At 70.3% G+C, this 17,667-nt stretch carries 18 protein-coding genes; 3 read left to right on the plus strand and 15 right to left on the minus strand.

Going from position 1 to position 17,667, the window contains the following annotated elements; translation table 11 throughout:
- Nucleotides 1–32: 32 nt before the first annotated feature.
- The 7 genes from mftD to mftA are packed head-to-tail and all read right to left on the minus strand — an operon-like array spanning nucleotide 33 to nucleotide 5,679.
- Nucleotides 33–1,244: a pre-mycofactocin synthase MftD gene (mftD, locus tag BMY97_RS22010; protein WP_091619003.1), complete on the minus strand. Its 1,212-nt coding sequence runs from the start codon at nucleotides 1,242–1,244 to the stop codon at nucleotides 33–35.
- On the minus strand, nucleotides 1,244–2,662 hold the full coding sequence (gene mftF / locus BMY97_RS22015; RefSeq protein WP_091619005.1) for a mycofactocin biosynthesis glycosyltransferase MftF: 1,419 nt from the start codon (nucleotides 2,660–2,662) through the stop codon (nucleotides 1,244–1,246). The genes mftD and mftF overlap by 1 nt, the downstream gene beginning before the upstream one ends.
- On the minus strand, nucleotides 2,659–3,444 hold the full coding sequence (locus BMY97_RS22020; RefSeq protein WP_091619007.1) for a mycofactocin-coupled SDR family oxidoreductase: 786 nt from the start codon (nucleotides 3,442–3,444) through the stop codon (nucleotides 2,659–2,661). Before BMY97_RS22020 ends, mftF begins: the two co-directional genes overlap by 4 nt.
- Nucleotides 3,441–4,121, minus strand: a complete 681-nt coding sequence (mftE, locus tag BMY97_RS22025; protein WP_091619009.1) for a mycofactocin biosynthesis peptidyl-dipeptidase MftE — start codon at nucleotides 4,119–4,121, stop codon at nucleotides 3,441–3,443. Before mftE ends, BMY97_RS22020 begins: the two co-directional genes overlap by 4 nt.
- Nucleotide 4,122: 1 nt before the next feature.
- Nucleotides 4,123–5,304: a mycofactocin radical SAM maturase gene (mftC, locus tag BMY97_RS22030; protein WP_091619011.1), complete on the minus strand. Its 1,182-nt coding sequence runs from the start codon at nucleotides 5,302–5,304 to the stop codon at nucleotides 4,123–4,125.
- Nucleotides 5,304–5,597, minus strand: coding sequence for a mycofactocin biosynthesis chaperone MftB (gene mftB / locus BMY97_RS22035; protein ID WP_091619013.1), 294 nt, complete (start codon nucleotides 5,595–5,597; stop codon nucleotides 5,304–5,306). The genes mftC and mftB overlap by 1 nt, the downstream gene beginning before the upstream one ends.
- Nucleotides 5,587–5,679 (minus strand): mycofactocin precursor MftA, encoded by a 93-nt coding sequence (mftA, locus tag BMY97_RS22040; RefSeq protein WP_425425311.1) that lies wholly within the window; start codon nucleotides 5,677–5,679, stop codon nucleotides 5,587–5,589. Before mftA ends, mftB begins: the two co-directional genes overlap by 11 nt.
- 131 nt (nucleotides 5,680–5,810) lie before the next feature.
- Between mftA and mftR the strand changes: the two genes are divergently transcribed.
- On the plus strand, nucleotides 5,811–6,488 hold the full coding sequence (gene mftR, locus BMY97_RS22045) for a mycofactocin system transcriptional regulator (protein WP_091619017.1): 678 nt from the start codon (nucleotides 5,811–5,813) through the stop codon (nucleotides 6,486–6,488).
- 160 nt (nucleotides 6,489–6,648) lie between these two features.
- Here mftR and BMY97_RS22050 read toward each other — a convergent pair whose 3' ends face one another.
- From BMY97_RS22050 to BMY97_RS22060, 3 genes are read right to left on the minus strand one after another with little or no spacing between them, the layout of a single operon-like run.
- Nucleotides 6,649–7,686 carry an NAD(P)-dependent alcohol dehydrogenase gene (locus tag BMY97_RS22050; protein ID WP_245787430.1) on the minus strand — a complete coding sequence of 346 codons (1,038 nt, stop codon included), beginning with the start codon at nucleotides 7,684–7,686 and terminating at the stop codon, nucleotides 6,649–6,651.
- A gap of 38 nt (nucleotides 7,687–7,724) precedes the next feature.
- A complete protein-coding gene (locus BMY97_RS22055) occupies nucleotides 7,725–8,795 on the minus strand; it encodes a lactonase family protein (RefSeq protein ID WP_091619019.1) in 1,071 nt (356 codons plus the stop codon).
- A gap of 37 nt (nucleotides 8,796–8,832) precedes the next feature.
- The gene (locus tag BMY97_RS22060) at nucleotides 8,833–9,774 is read right to left on the minus strand and encodes a sugar phosphate isomerase/epimerase family protein (protein WP_177231481.1); all 942 of its coding nucleotides are present in this window, start codon (nucleotides 9,772–9,774) and stop codon (nucleotides 8,833–8,835) included.
- A 122-nt stretch (nucleotides 9,775–9,896) separates the two neighbouring features.
- Here BMY97_RS22060 and BMY97_RS22065 point away from each other — a divergent pair, with 122 nt between their 5' ends.
- Nucleotides 9,897–10,586: an orotidine 5'-phosphate decarboxylase / HUMPS family protein gene (locus tag BMY97_RS22065; protein WP_091619023.1), complete on the plus strand. Its 690-nt coding sequence runs from the start codon at nucleotides 9,897–9,899 to the stop codon at nucleotides 10,584–10,586.
- Nucleotides 10,587–10,725: 139 nt separating this feature from the next.
- Here BMY97_RS22065 and BMY97_RS22070 read toward each other — a convergent pair whose 3' ends face one another.
- From BMY97_RS22070 to BMY97_RS22080, 3 genes are all read right to left on the minus strand, one after another.
- Nucleotides 10,726–12,156, minus strand: a complete 1,431-nt coding sequence (locus BMY97_RS22070; protein WP_143086251.1) for a gluconokinase — start codon at nucleotides 12,154–12,156, stop codon at nucleotides 10,726–10,728.
- A gap of 5 nt (nucleotides 12,157–12,161) precedes the next feature.
- A complete protein-coding gene (locus BMY97_RS22075) occupies nucleotides 12,162–12,821 on the minus strand; it encodes a TetR/AcrR family transcriptional regulator (RefSeq protein ID WP_091619027.1) in 660 nt (219 codons plus the stop codon).
- An 86-nt stretch (nucleotides 12,822–12,907) separates the two neighbouring features.
- Nucleotides 12,908–13,849, minus strand: a complete 942-nt coding sequence (locus BMY97_RS22080) for a sugar phosphate isomerase/epimerase family protein (RefSeq protein ID WP_091619029.1) — start codon at nucleotides 13,847–13,849, stop codon at nucleotides 12,908–12,910.
- Between the two features lie 152 nt (nucleotides 13,850–14,001).
- On the opposite strand from BMY97_RS22080, the gene BMY97_RS22085 reads away from it, so the two are divergent.
- Nucleotides 14,002–15,624, plus strand: a complete 1,623-nt coding sequence (locus tag BMY97_RS22085) for a GMC oxidoreductase (RefSeq protein WP_091619031.1) — start codon at nucleotides 14,002–14,004, stop codon at nucleotides 15,622–15,624.
- 126 nt (nucleotides 15,625–15,750) lie between these two features.
- Here BMY97_RS22085 and BMY97_RS22090 read toward each other — a convergent pair whose 3' ends face one another.
- Nucleotides 15,751–16,662: a carbohydrate ABC transporter permease gene (locus BMY97_RS22090; RefSeq protein ID WP_091619033.1), complete on the minus strand. Its 912-nt coding sequence runs from the start codon at nucleotides 16,660–16,662 to the stop codon at nucleotides 15,751–15,753.
- Between the two features lies 1 nt (nucleotide 16,663).
- Nucleotides 16,664–17,632, minus strand: coding sequence for a carbohydrate ABC transporter permease (locus BMY97_RS22095; RefSeq protein WP_218156828.1), 969 nt, complete (start codon nucleotides 17,630–17,632; stop codon nucleotides 16,664–16,666).
- Nucleotides 17,633–17,667: the final 35 nt, after the last annotated feature.

Consider the following 17,667-nt stretch of genomic DNA (forward strand, 5'->3'; position numbering starts at 1 on the left):
CGTCGAGCGGAGCTGCTCCTGATCAGTCCTGATCAGTGCTGAGGCGTAAGCCCATCAGCCTCTTGACCCTGAACGCGCCCGAGCTCCGCCGTGAATCCAGCGGGCACGATCACGTCGTCACGGCTGAGATCCTGCACGCTGCGGCGGCCGAGGGCGAGCAGGGTCGAGTCGATGCCGTTGCGCAGGACGTCGAGGACGTTCTCCACGCCCGCTTGGCCGTTGGCGGCCAGCCCCCAGAGGTAGGCCCGGCCGATGAGCACGGCGCGGGCGCCGAGCGCGAGAGCCTTCACGACGTCGCTGCCGCGGCGAATGCCGCCGTCCAGCAGCACTTCCACCTGGTCGCCGACGGCGTCGGCGATCGAGGGCAGCGCGCGGATGGTGGCGGGGGTGCCGTCGAGGTTGTTGCCGCCGTGGTTGGAGACCGAGATGGCGCTGACTCCGGCGTCCACGGCGCGGCGGGCCTCGTCCACGCGGATGATGCCCTTGAGCAGGAATGGCCCGTCCCACTGCGCGCGCAGCCAGCGCACGTCGTCCCAGGCCGGCGGCGGCGTCTGCATCCACTGGCCGTACGCGCCGAAGAACGTGGGGATCGGCGTGCCCGGCTCGGCCATGTTCGGCACACTCAGGTCCGGCAGACGGCGGGTGCGGGCGTAGTCGAGCAGCCAGCGTGGGTGGGTCAGCGCTTCGGGCGAGAAGCGCAGCATCTCCTTGACCGTGAGCTTTTCCGGGATGCGCGGGCTGCCCCAGTCGCGGCTGTGGGAGAACGACCAGTCGAGGGTGAGGATGATCCCGACCGCCCCGGCTGCACGAGCTCGGTCGAGGCGGCGCCTGATGTCGTCGCGGGTTCCGGTCCAGTAGATCTGGAAGTACGTGTTCGGGTTCGCGGCGACGACCTCTTCGATCGGCTTGCTGCCGAACGAGCTCAGGCCCATCGACGTCCCACGTGCGGCAGCCGCCCTCGCCACGGCGACCTCGCCGTCAGGGTGCACCGCCTGCACTCCGGTCGGGGAGATCAGCACGGGCAGCGCGACGTCACGGCCGAGCACGGTGGTGCCCAGCTGACGTTCGGGCGCGTGCCCGGCGGTGCGCGGGGCGAACCGCAGTTCCTCGAAGGCGCTGAGGTTGTCGGCCAGGGTGAGGCCCTTCTCCGAACCGGCGATCAGGGCCGAGTACACGGAGCCGGGCAGCCTCTTCTTGGCCCGCCGCTGCGCCTCGATGACGGACTCGAACCAGGTGGTGCTCATCATTTTCCCTTCGGATCGAAGCGCAGGGGGCGCCGGACGAGGGCCGGGCGGACCGGCATGGTCGTGCGATGGGTGAGGCAGCCGGCCCAGACACCGGCTCCGTAGGCGACGTCGTCGGCGATCGCGGCGGCGGTGTAGCGGAAAGGGTCGAGCCGCGGCCTGTTCTTCGCCCAGGCGGTCAACGGTGGGCCGAGCAGCAATGACGCCACTGCGGCGCGGCGCCCCCACCCGCGCGGGGCCATGAGGGCCGCGAGCAGCGGCACGGCGAACTGCGTGCCGTAACGACCGCAGCCGAGCCAAGTCTGGTGGACGGCGGTGGCCATCGCGCGCACGACGCCGGCCGTCGGGATGTCTTGCGCCCGCAGGGTGCGGGCCATGCTGCCCACCGACCCGCCGAACGCCAGCGCGGCGATGAGCGGGTGACGGGTCAGCAGCGCGGCAACGGTGAGCGTCGGCCATGGGTGCAGCGCGAGCGGCGCCACCTTGCCAGGGTGCCGTTTCGCGAGCGGGGCCGCGGACGTGCCGTACCGGGCCCGGCGCCGGAGAAGTCCGGACCAGGTAACCGGTTCGTGGTGCTCGACGCGGACGTCGGGGGCGTAGCGGACCCGGAAGCCGGCACCGTCCAGCCGCCAGACGAGGTCGACGTCCTCGCCCACCCGCAGCCGCGGGTCGAACACGTCGCCGTCCACGGCGACGTGTGCCAGCGCCGACCGGCGGGCCACCAGCGCGGCGGTCGGTACATACGGCATCCGGGTCCCGGGCGCGACCCGCGCCGGGCGGTCGCCGAGGTCGAGGCTGCCGGCCACACGGGTGTACCGCCCGGCCGCCGTGTCCGGCGCCAGGGCCGGCACCCGCGGGGCGATCGCGGCGAGCAGCGGGTCCGCGAAGTGCGCGGCGAGCTGATCGGCCCAGCCGGGGCCTGGCACGCAGTCACTATCCACAAAGGCCACCAGCTCGGTCGAAACGTGTTCCAGGGCGGTGTTCCGTGCGACGCCGGGGCCGCCGTTGACGTCACGACGGACGAGTTTCGCGCCGTACGACGCGGCTGCGGCGGCGATGGCCGCGGGATCGAGGGACCCGTCGTCGACGACGAGCACCGGGTGCCGCCCGTCGAGTCCGGCCAGGCACCGGCCGAGCAGCTGCGCGCGGTCGCGGACGGGGACCACGACCGTCAGCCTCGGGAGCGCCGACGGCTCGGGCGGCACCGGGTGGGCGAGTCCTGCGTCGGTGAGCCGCCGGGCGAGTGCTCCTCCGGCGGCCGAGGTGATCGGTCCGTCGGCGAGTTCCCGCCACGCGGCCTGCCCGGCGGCGGTCAGCCGCAGCACCCGCGCCGGGGAGCCGCCGAACAGGAGATCGTCGGTCAGGCGACGGGTGTCCTGATCGAGCTCGACCCGGAATCCACACGGCAAAGGCGTCACAGCGCCAGCCCTCCGTCCACCGGCACCACCGCACCGGTCATGGCGCCGCTGTCCGGCCCGGCCAGGAACGCCAGCGCTGCGGCGACTTCACCGGCGTCGAGCAACCGGCCGAGCGGCTGCTGGGCAGCGAAGGACTCCGCCCCGGGCAAGTCGTAGAGCCGGGCGCTCTCCGCCAGGATCGGGGTGTCGGTCGAGCCGGGGCTGACGGCGTTCGCGGTCACACCGGTCCGCCCCAGCTCCGCTCCGAGTGCGCGGATCAGCCCGGCGACGCCCGCTTTCGCGGCGCAGTAGGCGGCGAGCATCGGCAGACCGCGGGTGGCGGCGGCCGAAGCGACCGCGAGGAACCGCCCGGACCGGGGCTCCGGCCGCCGCAGCAATGCGGGAACCGCCGCGCGGGCCAGGTTCACGACGCCGTTCAGATTGATCTCCAGCACAGCTTGCTCCTGCTCCGGCGGAACCTCCCACAGCGGGACACCGCCGGCGATGACACCTGCGGCCGCGACGGCGACGTCGAGCCCGCCCCATCGGCGTTCGGCTTCGGCGACCGCGGCGGCGATCGCGGCCGGATCCCGAACGTCGGCGATGAAGGCCTCGACGTGCTCCCCTGCCTGCTCGACGACAGCGGACAGCTCGGCTCCGCTGCCCATCGGGTACGGGAGCGCGGGGTCGTCGGCCGCGACGTCGACGGCGAGCACCGAGTAGCCCTGCTTCGCCAGAAGCACGACCGTCGCGGCACCGATCCCGCGGGACGCACCCGTGACAAGGGCTGTTCGCGTGGTCATCGTGTTCTCCAACCGTCTACTTGAGACACCAGTTGCGCGGTCAGCTTGTCCAGCAACGCCCGCCCCTCCGCTACCGTGGCGGCGGTCGGGTCGCCGAGCACCCCGGTCCCGGTCACCGCGCGAACCCCGCCCTCGATCATCACGGGCAGTAGCTCGCCGAGCGGGCGCCGGTCACCCGGCACCGCCCGGTCCATCCGGACCACCTCCGGCCGCAAGGCGAGCTGCAGCCCGGTTTCCGGTGCTCCGGCGTGTGGGTCACCGTCCCACCGCGGCTGGAACACCTGGACGTCCCGCGACTCCGCGCGCAGCCTTGCCACCGCCCGCGCCACAGGTCCCGCATTGCCGCCGTGCGTGGAGACGAACAGCAGACGTGCGAACGTCTCCACGGCCGAGCGACCCAGCTCCACCAGGACCAATTCGGTCGCCTCCTGTCCGATCGAGAGGGTCCCGGCGAACCCGGCGTGCTCACCGCTGGAGCCGTATGCCACCGTCGGCGCCACGAGGACGTCGGGCCGCTCGGCGGCAAGCCGGTCGCACAGGGCCTGAGCGATGTCGGTGTCCGTCGTCAGCGGCAGGTGAGCGCCGTGCTGCTCCGTCGAGCCGATCGGGACGGCGAGGATCGCCCCGGCCGCCGCTCGTTCCGCGACGTCCGGCGAAGACAGATCGGCGAGCCGCACCTCAGCGGCCCGATGGAGTGAAACCGGCGAGCGGGTTTTCGTCGCAGGCACGTTCCGGTGGGCGGCGCATCCCGATGGTGACCGGCACGGGGCGGCGGCGGTGAGAGTGGTCCAGCGACGGCTTTGGGACGCTGCCGGCGGCGACACCCGCGAGGGCGCGCTCACCTTCGCCGCGGACGCATTCCGGGTCCGGTCCGTCAAGGGGCAGGCCGGTGAAGAACTTCGCGGCCATGCAGCCGCCGCGGCAGGCGTCGAAGGCCGAACACGACGTGCAGGCGCCACCGGACTGCGGGCTCCGCAGCTCGGTGAACAACTCCGATTCCCGCCACACGTGGGCGAAGCCACCACCGCCGCGGACATTGCCGGCGAGGAAGGTGTCGTGGATGGCGAACGGGCACGCGTAAACGTCACCGACTGGGTCGACCAGGCACACGACCCGCCCGGCGCCACACAGGTTCAGCCCCGGCAGCCCACCGTCGCCGTAGCCGGCGAGGTGGAAGAACGAGTCACCGGTGAGAACGTTCTCGCCACGCGCGACCAGCCAGTCATACAGCTCCCGCTGCTGCGCCGCGGTAGGGTGCAACTCGTCCCAGACGTCGGCGCCGCGGCCGGACGGGCGCAGCCGGGTGATCCGCAGCTGAGCGCCGTAGCGGTCGGCGATCGCTTTGAACTCGTCGAGCTGACCGGCGTTCTCCCGGGTGATCACGACGGAAATCTTGAAGTTCCCGAAGCCGGCGTCCGCCAGGTGCTGCATCGCGCGGATCGCCGTGGCGTACGAGCCGGGCCCGCGCACGCGGTCGTTGACCTCGGCGGTGGCGCCGTCGAGGGAGATCTGGACGTCGACGTAGTCACTCGCCGCCAGTCGCTTCGCCACGCCGGGGGTGATCTTGACGCCGTTGGTGGAGAACTTGACCCCCACGTGGTGCGCGGTCGCGTAGTCGACCAGCTCCCAGAAATCCGGCCGCACCGTGGGCTCTCCACCGCCGATGTTCACGTAGAACACCTGCATCCGCTCGAATTCGTCGATCAGCGCCTTGCACTCCGCCGTGCTCAGCTCACGCGGATCCCGCCGCCCGGACGAGGAAAGGCAGTGCACGCAGGACAGATTGCAGGCGTAGGTCAGTTCCCAGGTCAAGCAGATCGGCGCGTCGAGCCCGTACTGGAATTCGTCCACAAGCGACATCACACGCTCCTCGGCTCGATCATCCGCGACGTGGCCAGCGCGGCCAGTGCTTCGCGATAGCGGGGTAGTTCGGCGGCGGTGACCCCGGCCGCGGAACAGGCTTCCCGCGCACTCGGCAGGTCGGCCAGCAACCGCACGACGGCCAGCAGCACCGGGCTCTTCAGGAACGAAAGCCGCCGCGACCCGAAGTGGTAGAGGAGCGCGCCGAACCGCTCCGGCCGGATCGACACCCGGTGGTCCAGCTGCCAGGCGCCGTCCAGCTCGAACGCTGCGGCCGCGACCTCAGTAGACACCGCACATCCCGTCGATCGAAACCTCCTCGACGAGCAGTTCTTCGGCGACAACAGGCTCCTCACCAGCGGAAATGTTGCTCATCGACTCTGCGGTCTTCTCGGTCATCGTGACTCCCGTGACACGTAGGCTTTTCGGCACTCTGTGACGAATATCCAGCAGAGTAATGTCACGCAGTGTCAGAAACAAGCCCCTCCCGAAGGAACGGCGTCTGGATGACCGAACACGCCCCCGCCGGCACGCCCAGTGCACGCCGCGGCCGCCCGCCCGGTACCAGCGCCCGCAAGCTGGAGGTCATCGCGCTGCGACTGTTCGCCGAGCAGGGCTTCCACCAGACGACTGTAGATGAGATCGCGGCGTTAGCCGGCGTTAGCCGACGGACGTTTTTCCGTTACTACGACGCGAAATCCGACGTGTTGTGGAACGAATTCGACGCTGAAGTCGAAACGATCCGCACACTGCTCGCCGAGATCTCCGACGAACTCGGCATCATGGACGCCATCCGAAGCGCAGTCCTGGCCGCCAACCACTACCGCGCCCAGGACGTCCCCGAACTCCGGACGCGGATGCACCTGCTCAACTCCGTTCCCGAACTGGCCGCGAGCGCGGCGATCCACTACGACGCCTGGGAGCGGGCCATCAGCGCCTACGTCGCCCACCGCACCGGCCACCCCGCTAACACGCTGTACCCCTTGGTCGTGGGCCAGGCGGTTCTGGCCGCTTGCCGCGCGGGCTACGACCGCTGGGCAGCCCGCGCGGACGCGGACCTCACGCTCTACCTCGATGCCGCGCTACGGGTGCTCGCCACCGGTTTCACCGACCAGGCCTTGACCGCCGCACCTGCGAGCGGTGTCGAAGACGACGGCCGCCGGCCCGCCGATCCTGGCTCCTAGGCGGGATTCCGCGGCGACTACCTCCGCCGCCGGCAGTCGAGTCGTGCAGTCCGGCCCCGTGGCGCCGCAAAGGCCGCGCCCAAGCGCGTGGTTTCGATCGCGCTGCGCCAACCGGGCCGGCCGGTGGCTCAACAGTTCGTCCAGCAGAGCCGGAGCGGGATCACTCGGCCGGGAGGACGATCGTTTTGAGGCTGTCCGGCTGCTCGTCGGCGCGGAGAGCGGCTCCCACGGCGGCCAGGCCGTAGCGGGCGGTCACCAGCTCGTCCAGGCGGACCTGCCCGGATTCGACCAGCCCGGCGGCCGTGGGCCAGGTTCCGGTGTAGCGGAACACCCCGGTGATCACCAGCTCCCGGTTCTGGATGACCGGGATGGGCAGCGCGATCTCGTCGGCACCCATGCCGACCAGTACCACCGTGCCCGCACCGCGCACCGCCCTGATCCCGCTGACCAATGCGGGGGTGGCTCCGGAGGCGTCGATGAACGCGTCCACCGCCAGGCTGGTGACGTCCTCGGTGCGCGGGTCGACGACCTGGGTCGCGCCGAAGCGCGACACGAAGTCGCGCCGCTCGGGCACCGGGTCGGACACGATCACCTCGGTCGCCCCGAACGCCCGCGCGGTTTGCGCGGTGATCACCCCGATCGGCCCGGCTCCGGCGATCAGCACCCGGGAGCCCGCCGTCAGCTTCGCTTTGCGGCAGGCCCAGATGCCCACCGACAACGGCTCGAACAGTGCCGCTGCCTCGTCGGACACCGAATCCGGCACTGCGTGGGCGAAATCGGCCTGAATGGTGACGTATTCGCAGAACGCGCCGTCGATCGGCGGGGTGGCATAGAACTGCATGTCCGGGCACAGGTTGTAGCGGCCGGCCTTGCACTGGGCGCACACCCGGCAAGGCCGCTGCGGCTCGATCGCCACCCGCCGGCCGATCCGCGCCGGGTCGACCCCGGCGCCGGCCGCGACGATCGTGCCTGCCGCTTCGTGCCCGAGCACCAGCGGGGAATCCACCACGAAATCGCCGATCCGGCCTTCGCGGTAGTAGTGCACGTCCGAACCGCACACGCCGACCGCGGATACCTTGATCAGCACCTCGTCGGCAGCCACTGCCGGGACCGGCCGCTGCTCGAGCATGACGGACCCGGCGCCGGTCAGGACGCTGGCACGCATGGTCTTCGGCGGCGCGGCGCTGGTCTCGGTCACCGGATCACGTTCCTTTTCACAGTTCTCGAATCCCGTAGTCAGCCGGCGAACCGCAGGCAGACCGGAGTGGGGACCGCAGTGCCGGACACCAGCGCGAGACGGGGTTCCGCCTCGTCGAAGGCGAACAGCTGCACGGTGTCGCTGTCCTGGTTGCCCACCAGCAGCTGAGTGCCGTCGGGCGTCAGCACGAAGTCGCGCGGCTCCCGGCCGCGAGTGGGCTCGGTGGTCTTCAGCTGCACCGTCGAGCCGTCGAAGGCGAACACGGCGATGCTGTCGTGGCCCCGGTTGGACACCAGCACCGAGCGGCCGGATGCCGACACCCGGATGGCGCTGGTCTGGTTGTGCCCGGCGAAGTCGTCGGGGAGCGTGGAGACGAGCTGGACCTGGGTGAAGCGGTCGCCGTTGCGGCGCAGCACGGCCAGCGTGCTGTCCAGCTCGTTGAGCAGGAACAGGTGCTCGCCGTCAGGGTGGAAGGCCAGGTGCCGGGGCCCGGCGCCGGGGGCGCAGGCGATGCGGGCCTCCGGGCGCTCGGTCAGGTGGCCGTCCTCGCCCAGCCGGTAGACCAGCACTGCGTCCAGGCCGAGGTCGGGGACCAGCAGCTCACCGGTGACCGGGTCGAACAGGATCTGGTGTGCGTGCGGGCCGGTCTGGCGGACCGGGTGCACGCTGGAGCCCTCGTGCTGCACGTGCTCGACCAGATCGCCCAGCTGTCCGCCGGGTTCCCGGCGGAACACCGAGATCGAGCCCGTGCGGTAGTTGGCCACGAGGACGAACCGCTCGGCCGGGTCCAGGTCCAGGTGCGCGGGCTCCACCCCGCGTGAGGAGGCTGTATTGAGCGCGGTGAGCGCCCCGGTTTCCGGGTCCCGGGCGTAGGCGGCCACACCGCCGCCGGGCCGGTCCTCGAACTCGACGGTTTCCACCACCGCATAGAGGAAGCGGCCGTCGGCCGTGGTGGTCACCCACGACGGGTTGCGCACCTCGGCGGTCACCGTGACGCCGGTGAGCCCCTCGGCGTCGCAGGACGCGCCGAGGATCCCGGTCGCGTGCCCGTCCACGTGCGGCAGTTTCTCGGTGTAGGTCCCGATGATCAGCGAGCGTGCTGCGCTCATGCGCTCCTTCTCCTGTACGTGCTGTGCTGTGCGACGGTCATTCGACGGTGAGGCCGACTTCGCGGGCGGCCTCGGTCAGGTGGGCCAGTGCGATCCGGTACTCGTCCTCGAACCCGGGGGTGGCTTCCACGTTGCCGTGGTAGGCGCCGTGATCGTCGCGGGTGCCCCGGGAAACGCCGGGGATGTCCTCGAACTCCAACGAGACCACGCCGTCGAAACCGGTGTCCTTCAGTGCTTGCAGCAGGTGGGTCCAGTTGATCTTGCCCATGCCTGGTCGCCAGTGGACGTTGGTTTCGCCGTCGTTGTCGGAGAAGTGGCAGTGCAGGACGTGCGGGGCCAGGCGGTATACCGCGATGTGGGGCAGGTCGCCGACGGGGAAGAGGTGGCTGGGGTCGAGGTTGATGCCGAGTGCGGGGGAGTCGACGGCCTCGATGAGGCGTAGCAGGCCTTCGGTGTTGGCGCCGTAGCGGAACGGGTGCGGTTCGAGGCTGTACTTGATCCCGCCGTCCTCAGCTGCTTGCGCGCAGGTGCGCAGCGCTGCTACGTAGTCTGCCCAGTTGCGCTTCCAGTCCAAATCGGACGGTACGGCGCGGGAGAAGGTCTGCATGTGCGGGCGATCCATCAACGCCGGGTGCTCCAGGGCGAACGGGTAGTGCACGACGGTGTTGATGATCGGCGAACCCAGCGCGACCGTCTTCTCGACGCCGCGCTTGAACAGGTCGGTCGCGGCCTGCCGCCGGTCCGCGTCCGGGCTGGCCAGCTCGGGCGTCTTCACGACGAACTGGGACAGCACCATGCCCTCGTCGTCGAGGACCTGCCGCAGCTCGCGCACGGTCCGGTCGGTGTAGTACTCGGTGAAGCTGACCTCGTCCCAGGCGATCAGCTCGGTGGCGCGGAACCCCGCGCGCCCGATGCGGCGGATGGCCGAGTCGTAGGGCTCATCCCACTTCCACGGCCAGATCGATGCTCCGAATCGCACGCCACGTACCTCCTCGTTCCACCGGGCGGTGGCCACTGGCCCAATAGTGAACACTTGACTACAGTTGAAACGTAGCACATGGTTTACATTTCGTGAAGACGTCAATCCCTGGAGGATCGGCCATGTCCGCGGCCCCGGAAACACACCTGCAGCTGGCCCTCGATCACACCGATCCGGCGCCGGCCGAACGCCTGGTGGAGCTGCTCGCCCCGACCTTGCGAAGGGTGGAGGTCGGTACTCCGCTGGTGCTGGCCGCAGGACTGGGCATGGTGGCCCGCGTCCGCGCGCTGGCCGGGGGATCGGCCACGGTGGTGGCGGATGTGAAGATCTGCGACGCCGGCGAGAAGATCGCGCGCAGTGCGGTGGCCGCCGGGGCCGACGTGCTCACCGTGGTCGCCACCGCGATCGACGATGTCACCTGGCGCGGGGTGCTGCGCGCCGCGGCCGACCGCGACGGCGGCACGGCCTCGGTCGTGCTAGATACCATCGGCCCGTCCCTCGACCTGCCCGCGCTGGCCGGATTCCTCGCCGCGGCAAAGGAAAGCGGCGTGCCGGTGGAACTGTGCGTGCACCGCCCGAAGGTCGGCTCACCCGGGTTCACGCAGCTGATCCAACCGGTCAACGACCACGTGCCCGGCTTCGCCTCGCTGGCGGTGGCCGGCAAACTCGCGCCGGCGGAGGCGGGCCCGGCCCTGACTGCCGGATTCGGCACCTTGATCGTGGGCGGGGCGGTCGCCGACGCCGCGGACCCCGCCGCCGTATGGGCGGAGTTCCGCCGCGAGATCGCCCGGGCCTGGCGGTGGCCGGGCTGATCCGGACCCCATCGCCGCAGCGCCGGGAATCCGTCGGATCCCCGGCGCCACAGGCGATTCCGGTCCACCCGGCCGGTGCGCTCCGCTTGCTTCCGGGACACCGCGGGTCACTGGGCTCGGCGGACGTGCGGGCCGGGGTTCAGGGCCAGAGCAGGCGGCGGCATTCCGCGATCCGCCCGGACACCGTCCGCAGACGCCGGTGCTCGGCCGGGTCCGGTTCGGCGACGGGGCGCAGCGCCGGGGTGAACACCTCGTCGAGACCGGCTTGCTCGGCCACGGCCCAGCCCAGCATCGCCACCCCGACGGAGGTCGCGCAATCCGGGTCCGGCGCGGCGGCAGGCAGGCCCAGCGCGTCGGTCATCAGCTGGACCCACCGCTTGTCCTGCAGGAATCCGCCGGTGAACACCACCTGTCCGGGCCGGCCGGCCACCGACTGCACGGCGGCGGCCAGATCCTGCACGGCCGCGGCCAGGCCGTCGAGCACGGCCCGCGCCAGGTCGGCCGAACCGTGGTGAGCGGCGAGGCCGAGGAAGGCCGCGCGCAGTTCGGAACGCCACCACGGCGCCCGCTCACCGTTGAGGTAGGGCACGAACAGCAGTTCCGGATCGGCGGGCACGCCGAAGGCGGCATCGGCCAGTTCTGGGATGCTGCCGCCCATACCGACCCGATCACGAAGCCAGGTCAGCAGGTTGCCGCCGTTGCTGCCCGCGCCGCCGGTGACCCACAGCCGCTCGGTGACCGGGTAGCACCAGGTGCGCTGCCGCGGGTCGCCCACGCGCGTGCCGGAAGCGGCGCGCACCGCAACGCTGGTGCCGACCGTGCACGAGGCCACTTGCTCCCGCGTACCGGCGGCACCGAGCTGGCTCAGCGGCCCGTCCATCCCGCCGGCGGCGACCGGCAGCCCTGCGGGCAGGCCGAGTTCGGCCGCGACCCCGGCCCGCAGTGGAGCCGAATCGGTCGCGCCGCGCACTTCGGGCAGCCGCGCACTGGGCACGCCGAGTCGGCTTAGCAGGGCGGTGTCCCATCGCCAGGCCGCGCTGTCGAACACTCCGGAGGACGCCGCGGTCATCGGATCGGTCCACAGCGCACCGGTCAACCAGGCGAACACCACGTCCTTGATGCCGGCCAGCCGCCCGTCGGCGCGCAGGCCGCGCTCGGCCAGGTAGCGCAGTTTCGCCGGCCAGTAACTGACATCCGGCGGACACAGCGTCCGGGGATAGGCCTCGGCCAGCGCCTCGGCCAGCTCGGGATAGTGCCCGGCAGCTCGCGTGTCCGACCACAGCAGCACCTCCGAACGCGCCTGCTCCCCGGGCTCCATCGCCACCAGGCTGCTGGCGGTGCCGGAGGCGGCCAGCGCCACCGGCCGCAGCCGGGGATCGGCGGCCAACGGACGGAGCACCGCCCGCACCGCGGTCAGCACCTCGTCCAGGTCGTGACCGGAGGTGCCGTCCGCGGCGACCCGGGTGTCCAGGTCGAGGGCCCGCTCGGCCACGACGCGCAGATCCCGGTCGTGAGCACGGGCGCGGACACCGCTGGAGCTGATGTCCAGCGCCAGCACGACGTCGGTCACCAGGCTCAGTCCTGCCCGTCCTGCCCGGGCACCAGATCCGCCCGGCCGGTCCACCGGTGCAGGTACTGCCCCAGCGCCCGGCTGAACACCCCGACCAGATCGAGACCCGGATCGATCAGCCACTGCAACTGGACGCCGTCCATCATCGCGAAGAGCGAACGGACCTCGGCCTCGATGAGCTCGTCGGCCAGCCACACCGCATCGCCCGCGTCCCGGGCCTCCCGCAGGTGCTGGACCCCCGTCGAGACGACCCGGTCGTAGCGGTTGCGCACGAACTGCCGGGCCGGGTGCTCGGGGTGCGTGGACTCGGCCGAGAGGGTGAGGAACAGCTCGATCAGCCCGCGATGCGCCTGGTTGTACAGCACGGCATCGCGCAACCGCACGAAGTAGTCCAGGCCGTGAACGTCCGGCGGGTTGCGCGCCTCGGCGTCGGCGTCCCAGTTCTCCAGTACGGCCGACAGCAGGCCTTCCTTGCTGCCGAAGTGCCGGGTCAGGGCGGCCGGGGTGACCCCGACCTCCTCGGCGATCTGGCGCAGCGAACCGCTGACGAACCCGTAGGAGGCGAACACCCGGGAGGCGGATTCGATGATCTCCCGGCGCCGGCGGATCCCGTTCTGGTAAGGACCGCGCACCACTTTGGCGCCGATCTCCTGCGCATCCACCATGATGTTCCCCGCTCTGTGCAGTACCGCAGCGCCTGCGACAACCTAAAAGTTATCACATGCAAACTTTTGACGCATCCCTGGCGCCGTCATTCGACCTTCAGCCCGACCTTCTCGGCCAGACCGGTCAGGAACGCCAGCGCCGTCTCGTACTCGCCGACGAACTCGTCGGTCGCGTCGGCATTGCCCTTGTACACCCCGGGGACGTCTTCCACGCCGCGCGAAACCCCCGGCACGTCCTCGAACTCCAGTGAGATCACGCCGTCGAACCCGGTGTCCTTCAATGCCTGCATCAGGTGTGCCCAGTTGATTTTGCCCATTCCCGGACGCCAGTGGACGTTCGTCTCCCCGTCGTTGTCGGAGAAGTGGCAGTGCAGGACGTGCGGGGCCAGCCGGTAGACGGCGATGTGTGGCAGGTCGCCCACGGGGAACAGGTGGCTGGGGTCGAGGTTCACGCCCAGCACGGGGGAGTCCACAGCCTCGATCAGGCGCAGCAGGCCTTCGATGTTCGCGCCGTAGCGGAACGGGTGCGGCTCCAGGCTGTATTTGAGCCCGGCCGCCCCAGCGTGCTCGCAGCACTCGATCAGCGTCTGCACGTATTCCTCGTAGTTGCGCTTCCAGTCCAGGTCCGAGGGCACCGGCTGGGAGAAGGTCTGCATGTGCGGCCGGTCGGTGATGAACGGGAACTGGATCTCGAACGGCAGGTGGGTGACCGTGTTGATGATGCCCGCGCCGAGTTCTGCCGCGACCTCGACGCCTTTCTTGAACATGTCCACCGCGGGTCCGCGCACCGCCGGATCCGCGCTGGCCATGCCCCGGTTGTCCACGATGAACTGGGACAGCACCATGTCGCGGCCGGCCAGCAGCTTGCGCAGCGAGGCGATGGTTGCGGGCGTGTAGTACTCGTCCAGCACGGTCCGGTTCCACGCGATCAGCTCGGTCGCCCGGAACCCGGCGTCCGCGATGCGCGTGATGCCGGTGTCATACGGGGCGTCCCAGCGCCACGGCCAGACAGATGCGCCGAACCTCATCGTCGTCAACCCCTTTTTGCGTTACGTCAAGCCAAAGCCGCAACGACCCGGCAAATGTGAACGTACAGCAACAGTACTTGGATGTAAACAGTTGATCGGGCACACTGGAGCCGTCCGCGAAGAGTTATCAAGCATCGACGAGGAGCAGCACAGTGCCAGATCCCCTATCGCCGGACTTCAGCGAAGACGTCGACGTCGTCATCGTCGGGAGCGGCCCGAACGGCGCGGCCTACGCCCGGGTGCTCACCGAAACCCGGCCGTGCACGCGCGTGCTGGTGGTGGAGGCCGGCCCGGTCGTGACCGAGATCCCTGGCCTGCACATGGCCAACATCATCGACGACGACGAGCGCGAGCGCGCGCAGATCTCCTGCCAGGGGCCGAACCAGTACGCCTACGACCTGCCCGCCACCTCCGGTACCGCGCACAACGCCGACGCCGCCCAGCGCAGCGAGGCACTGGTCACCCGGCCCGGCCTGTTCCCGGTCGGCTCCGGGGACATCGACGGCGACGGCTTCCCGGCCGCGCAGGAGTCGAGCAACGTCGGCGGGATGGGCTCGCACTGGTTCGGTGCCTGCCCCCGCCCGAGCGAGGCCGAGCGGATTCGCGTGATCGACGACGAGGCCCTCGAAGACGCCTATGCGATAGCCGAAGGGCTGCTGCGGGTCTCGGCGACGCAGTTCCTCGGCTCGAAGTTCGCCGAGCACGTCGAGCACGTGCTGGGCGAGGAGCTGGACGCCGGCCGGGCGCCCGGGCGCGAAGTGCAGCCGATGCCGATGGCCGTCACCCTGACCCCGCACGGGGTGCACCGCACCGGCCCCAACCTGATCTTCGACGACCTGCTCACCGGCGCCGACGAGGACTTCGAACTGCGCCCGGACACCCTGTGCGAGCAAGTGCTGCTGCAGGACGGCAAGGTGACCGGCGTGCGGCTGCGGGACCGCGTCGCTCGGCGCGAGTACGCGGTGCGGGCCGAGTACGTCGTGGTCGCGGGTGATTCCCTGCGCACCCCGCAGCTGCTGTTCGCCTCCGGTGTGCGTCCCGCGGCGCTCGGCCATTACCTCAACGAGCACCCGCAGGTCTCCATCATGGCCGAGGTCGACGGCCTCGGCGCGGACTCCGGGCACGACCACGAGGTCGGCAACTCCACCGCGATGTCCGACTCCCGGGCTGTCGCGGTCGCCGCCAGCGGCGTCACGTGGATTCCCTACGAGGCGGAGCGATTCCCGTTCCACGGCATGCTGGCGCAGATCGATCCGGACACCGTGCCGCGTTCGGCCGCCGACCGCGCCGAGCGGAAGCCGCTGATCTCGGTGCACTTCTTCGCCGCCCAGGAGCTGCGGTTCGAGAACCGGCTGGAGTTCAGTGAGTCCGAAGTGGACTGGCTGGGCCTGCCGGCCATGCGCATCCACCACACGCTCAGCGAGCGGGACCTCCGCACTCTGGAAGAGGGCAAAAGCGCGGCGCTGCGGCTGAGCAACGTGCTGGGCAAGCCGGTGGACGGCGAGATCCCGTGGATCCTTCCCTCCGGCAGCTCCTTGCATTACCAGGGCACCGTGCGAATGGGCGCGGCCGACGACGGCACCAGCGTGTGCGATCCGTCCTGCCGGGTCTGGGGCACCGAAAACCTTTATGTGGCGGGCAACGGCGTGATTCCCACTGAGACCGCGTGCAACCCGACGCTGACCAGCGTGGCCCTGTCGGTCATCGGTGCGCGCGACATCGCCAGCCGGCTGGACGCGGCCTCTGCCGCCGACTCCGGCGTACTGGCTGGCTGAAGCTCCCCCTTCACCGCGAACGGCCTGCCGGCCATCCTCCCGGCAGGCCGTTCGTCCGCTGCCGGTCGAACACGAAGAGGGCGTCCAGCCCACACGGGACTGGACGCCCTCTTCGGCGGCGGCAGGTCAGCCCTTGACCGCACCTCCGAGCACTCCGCGGACGAAGTAGCGCTGGAGGCTGATCACCACGATCAGCGGGATCAGGATGGAGATCACTGTCGCCGACATCAGCTGCGCCTCGCCCTGGCCGGTCGCGGTGACCAGGCCGGCCACGTTCACCGTCAGGGGCTGCGGCACCGAGGTGCCGCCGAGGAAGATCAGCGGGGTCAGCAGGTCGTTCCACGCCCACAGGAACTGCATGATGGCCAGTGAGGCCAGCACCGGGGCCGACAGCGGCAGCACCAGCGAGGCGAAGATGCGCAGATCCGAGGCGCCGTCGATGCGCGCGGACTCGAACAGCTCCTCCGGGATCGACGCGACGAACCCGCGCACCAGGAACACCCCGAACGGCACGGTGAACCCGACCATGTACAACCACATCGCCGGGACGGTGCCGTAGAGCTTGGTGACGTTGAAGAACTTCAGCAGCGGCACCAGCGTCACCTGGGGCGGGGTGACCATCAACGCGACCAGGGCCAGGGACAGGATGCTCCGGCCGGCGAAGCGCATCCGGGTCAGCGCGAACGCGCCGATGGCCGAGATGAGCGTGGTCAGCACGGTCGTGGGCACGGCGATGGCCAGCGAGGTGCCCAGGCTCTGCCCGAGGCCGATCACCTGCAGGGCCTGCTGGTAGTTGTAGCCGGTGAACAACGGCGCGACCAGGGCGTGCCACCAGCCCGACGCCGCGATGTCGTTCTGTGTGCGGAGCGAGCCCACGAACAGCCCCAGCACCGGGGTGAACCACACGACCATGAACGCCACGACGATGACGTGCACGATCAGCCGGACCCAGCGTCGCCGGGCTTTGCCCGCGGCCGGCCGCGTGACCGGGAGCCGGGCCGGCGGGGCGGATGTGCGCGAGGTGAGCGTGGCGGCCATGTCACCGGCTCCTTTCCGCACGGAACTGGCGGATGTTGATGACCATGATCGGGATGGCCACGACCAGCAGCACCACCGCGATCGCGCTGGCCCGGCCGAGGTCCTGGCTGGAGAACAGCTCGAAGTACATCTGGTTGGCCACGGTGTTGGTGTTGAAGTTCCCGTTGGTCATCACGTAGACGATGTCGAAGATCTTCAGCGCGAAGATCAGTTCGGTGGTGATCACGACCAGCACCGCCCCGGTGATGTGGGGCAGGGTGATGGAGAAGAAGATCCGCCATTCACCTGCCCCGTCCAGGCGCGCCGCTTCGACCAGTTCGCCCGGCACCGATTTGACCGCCGCGGACAGGATCAGTGCCGCGACCCCGAGGCTGGACCACACCCCGACGAAGATCAGGCAGTAGTTGTTCACCGCACCGGTCTGCAACCAGGCCAGCGGCTTGGTGCCCGGGATCAGCGTCCACAACGCGTTCAGCAGGCCCGTCTGGTCCCGGCCGGCGGGCTGGTACTCGTAGATCTGGCGCCAGATGATCGAGCCCGCGGCGAACGAGATGGCCGTCGGCAGCACCACCAGCGTCATGGCGAACCGTTCGTAGCGGACCCGGTCGAAAAGCACGGCCACGATCAGCGCCAGCAGCACGGTGCCGAGCGGGAACACGATCAGCCAGAGCAGGTTGTTGCCCAGTACCCCCCGCATCTGCCCGCCGAAGGCCCAGGCGAAGTTGCCCAGCCCGAGCCAGGCGTCGCCCTGGGCGTTGCGGAAGGCCGACACGATCGTCTCGATCATCGGGTAGACCAGGATGATTCCCACGACCGCCAGCGGCACCAGCAGCCAGAACCACGGCCGGGCCAGCCGGGCGGACTTGCCGCCCAGCAGCCGCAGCATTCTGTCGCCCACGCCCAGGAACAGGTAGACGACCACCGGGATCGCCACCGCCCCGATCACGATCAACGCGGGGACACTTGTCATCAGGGCATTCATCGCGCACCTCCGGGTGTCTTCCG

It is taken from the genome of Amycolatopsis saalfeldensis (genome assembly GCF_900110575.1).
Lineage (GTDB): Bacteria > Actinomycetota > Actinomycetes > Mycobacteriales > Pseudonocardiaceae > Amycolatopsis > Amycolatopsis saalfeldensis.

Coding starts and splice junctions, on each gene's coding strand:
- mftD (WP_091619003.1), bottom strand. CDS start 1,244: ATGAGCACCACCTGGTTCGAGTCCGTCATCGAGGCGCAGCGGCGGGCC.
- BMY97_RS22020 (WP_091619007.1), bottom strand. CDS start 3,444: ATGACCACGCGAACAGCCCTTGTCACGGGTGCGTCCCGCGGGATCGGT.
- mftC (WP_091619011.1), bottom strand. CDS start 5,304: ATGTCGCTTGTGGACGAATTCCAGTACGGGCTCGACGCGCCGATCTGC.
- mftA (WP_425425311.1), bottom strand. CDS start 5,679: ATGAGCAACATTTCCGCTGGTGAGGAGCCTGTTGTCGCCGAAGAACTG.
- mftR (WP_091619017.1), top strand. CDS start 5,811: ATGACCGAACACGCCCCCGCCGGCACGCCCAGTGCACGCCGCGGCCGC.
- BMY97_RS22055 (WP_091619019.1), bottom strand. CDS start 8,795: ATGAGCGCAGCACGCTCGCTGATCATCGGGACCTACACCGAGAAACTG.
- BMY97_RS22065 (WP_091619023.1), top strand. CDS start 9,897: ATGTCCGCGGCCCCGGAAACACACCTGCAGCTGGCCCTCGATCACACC.
- BMY97_RS22075 (WP_091619027.1), bottom strand. CDS start 12,821: ATGGTGGATGCGCAGGAGATCGGCGCCAAAGTGGTGCGCGGTCCTTAC.
- BMY97_RS22080 (WP_091619029.1), bottom strand. CDS start 13,849: ATGAGGTTCGGCGCATCTGTCTGGCCGTGGCGCTGGGACGCCCCGTAT.
- BMY97_RS22090 (WP_091619033.1), bottom strand. CDS start 16,662: ATGGCCGCCACGCTCACCTCGCGCACATCCGCCCCGCCGGCCCGGCTC.
- BMY97_RS22095 (WP_218156828.1), bottom strand. CDS start 17,632: ATGACAAGTGTCCCCGCGTTGATCGTGATCGGGGCGGTGGCGATCCCG.